This window comes from Bradyrhizobium sp. (assembly GCF_049586575.1).
Taxonomy (GTDB): domain Bacteria; phylum Pseudomonadota; class Alphaproteobacteria; order Rhizobiales; family Xanthobacteraceae; genus Bradyrhizobium.
Genome location: NZ_JBAVCF010000441.1, coordinates 1 through 2,643, shown reverse-complemented (window position 1 = coordinate 2,643; position 2,643 = coordinate 1). Strand labels below are relative to the sequence as shown.

General features: G+C 64.7%; 3 protein-coding genes and 1 pseudogene. 3 read left to right on the top strand and 1 reads right to left on the bottom strand.

The features are described from left to right. Positions 1-3 precede the first annotated feature (3 nt). Positions 4-930: a polyprenyl synthetase family protein gene (locus WB528_RS17375; RefSeq protein WP_423889641.1), complete on the bottom strand. Its 927-nt coding sequence runs from the start codon at positions 928-930 to the stop codon at positions 4-6. Positions 931-1,092: 162 nt separating this feature from the next. Here WB528_RS17375 and WB528_RS17370 point away from each other — a divergent pair, with 162 nt between their 5' ends. The 3 genes and pseudogenes from WB528_RS17370 to WB528_RS17360 all read left to right on the top strand — a co-directional run. Continuing rightward, positions 1,093-1,764: a biosynthetic peptidoglycan transglycosylase gene (locus WB528_RS17370; protein WP_423889640.1), complete on the top strand. Its 672-nt coding sequence runs from the start codon at positions 1,093-1,095 to the stop codon at positions 1,762-1,764. 163 nt (positions 1,765-1,927) lie between these two features. Next, the gene (rpmF, locus tag WB528_RS17365) at positions 1,928-2,113 is read left to right on the top strand and encodes a 50S ribosomal protein L32 (protein ID WP_423889639.1); all 186 of its coding nucleotides are present in this window, start codon (positions 1,928-1,930) and stop codon (positions 2,111-2,113) included. A gap of 110 nt (positions 2,114-2,223) precedes the next feature. Continuing rightward, positions 2,224-2,643, top strand: a pseudogene (locus WB528_RS17360) (hypothetical protein); the annotation flags it as partial.

The following is a 2,643-nucleotide window of genomic DNA, read 5'->3' as shown; positions in this document are numbered from 1 at the left end:
GCTCTAACTCTTGCGTTCGGCGACGAAGCGGGCGGCTGCCCGCAGGATGTCGCCTCGGGGACCGAAGATCGACAGCGCCTGATCCGCGCGCGACAGCAGATCGCGAACGCGCAGCATGGCGCCGTCGATCCCGAGCTGGGTGACAAAGGTGGTCTTGCCGAGCGCCGCATCCTGTCCGGTCTGCTTGCCGAGCGCGGCGGCATCGCCCTCGACGTCGAGCAGGTCGTCCGCGATCTGGAAGGCCTCGCCAAGCGCGCGGCCGTAATCATCGAGCGCCTGATATTCCTTTTGCGACGATTGACCCAGGATCGCGCCGGCGATGCAGCCGAAGCGCAACAACGCGCCGGTCTTCATTTGTTGCAAGCGCGCGACGTCGACCGGTTCGCGGTCGCCGAAGCGGCCTTCGCCGGCGAGGTCGAGCATCTGGCCGCCGACCATGCCCCCGATGCCGGAGGCTCGCGCCAGCGCGCGGGTGAGCAACAGGCGCACGGTCGGGTCTTTGTGAATCTCGTCACGGGTGACGATGTCGAAGGCGAGCGTCAACAGGCCGTCGCCGGCGAGGATGGCCGTCGCATCGTCCGTCTTCTTGTGCAGCGTGGGCCGGCCGCGCCTGAGATCGCTGTTGTCCATCGCCGGCAGGTCGTCATGGATCAGCGAATAGCAGTGAATGCATTCGAGCGCCGCGCCCGCCAGCAGCGCGGCTTCGCGGGCTACGCCAAAGATCGCCGAACTCTCCACCACGAGAAAAGGCCGCAAGCGCTTTCCGCCGCCGAGGCTCGAATAGCGCATCGCATCCATCAGCCGCTTCGGCCGCGCGATTTCGTCCGGCAACAGCGTGTCGGCGAGAAGCCTTGCAAGCAGCGCCTCGGTATCCTCCGCGGTCTGGTCCAGTCGCTTCGCAAAGTCCTGGAGTGGCGTGGCGGTCGTCATTAAGGAAAGCTCCTGATCAAATCGGGCGGACAATCGTTGATGACGCTTCCCGCGTCAATTGCACTCAGGCCGTTTCGGGGCGCCTTAAAACCGTTGAAAAAGTCGGTAAATATCAGCCAGATATCGGTCGACACGGAATATCGAGCGAGAAAATCGTTAATTTTGCGCATTGCCCGAACCTTGCTTCTGATCCTGCTGGCTGCGCTTTTGCTGCCCTATCTGCTGACGCCGTTCTACCGCACCGGCCACCCGGCCTCCCTGCTGATGGCCTGGCGTTATGTGCGGGGCGCTCCGGTATCGCGGCAGTGGGTTGATCTGGCGGCGATGGCGGCTGCGCTGCCGCGGTCGGTGGTGGCTTCGGAAGATGCGAGGTTCTGCACCCATCGCGGTGTCGACTGGGGCGCCTTGCGCGAGGTGATCGACGACGCCGAGGATGGCGAGGCTTCCCGCGGCGGGTCGACCATCACCCAGCAGGTCGCCAAGAACCTGTTCCTGTGGCCGGGCCGCAGCGTGGTCCGCAAGGCGCTGGAACTGCCGCTGGCGCTATGGATCGACTTCGTCCTGCCCAAGCCGAGGATCCTGGAAATTTATCTCAATATCGCCGAGCTCGGGCCCGGCGGCCAGTTCGGGGTGCAAACGGGCAGCCTCTATGCCTTCGGCCATGGCGCCTCCATGGTCACGCCGCGGGAGGCGGCGCTATTGGCGGCGATCCTGCCCAATCCGCACACCCGCAGCGCCCGTAATCCCGGACCCGGCTTGCGCCGCCTGGCCGGGATTTACGTGGCACGGGCCCAGGTCGCTGAATTGCAGCGGTGCTGGGCCGAAAATCGCTAACGCCATACTGGTTTTGAGCCATTTTCACCGATTTTGAAGCTAGCCTTGGAGGACATCATCCTCTATAAGCGCGGCCTCATCGGCATTTTGAGCTTGCGCCCTGGCGCTCCAGCCGCCCGTTACGGGACGATGCCGCCGGACAACATCCCTAGAGGACACCGACATGGCCGTTCCCAGAAGAAAAACATCGCCATCGCGGCGTGGCATGCGCCGCTCGGCCGATGCATTGAAGAAGCCGACCTACGCCGAGGACAAGGACTCCGGCGAATTGCGCCGTCCGCATCACCTCGACCTGAAGACCGGCATGTACAAGGGCCGGCAGGTTCTGAAGGTCAAGAAGGATTCCTGATCCGGCCGCTTGTTGGCTGAACAGGCGCCCAGGCGGGGGCGAGACGGCATACGGCGAAGCGGCCGATCGCTTCGCCCCCCGGACCACTTGAGAAGGCCTTGCCGATGTCGATGGTCGGTTTCCCGCTGCTTCTGATCCCGCTCGCGATCTACAACATCATCGTGTTCCTGATGCCCGGCGTTTCCTTCGCCGAGCCGCTGGTGACGCTGCCGTTGACGTCGGGCGCGCAATGGCCGGTGACGCTGGGCGATGTGCTGCTCGCAATTGGCATCGTGATGCTGCTGCTCGAGGTGATCAAGGGCGCGCGACCCGGCGCGAAGTTTCTCACCGATCATCTGTTGTCGCTGATCGTCTTCGGCGGCGCGCTGGCCGAATTCCTGCTGTGGCCGCGCTTTGCCAGTTCGGCGTATTTCCTGCTGACGCTGCTGGCGCTGGTGGATTTCCTGTCCGGCGTCGCACTTCGCGTCAGGCGGGGTGTGCCGGCCGCGGCGGGTGCGTCGCGTGGCGTGCGGCACACGACGGTCGAGGTG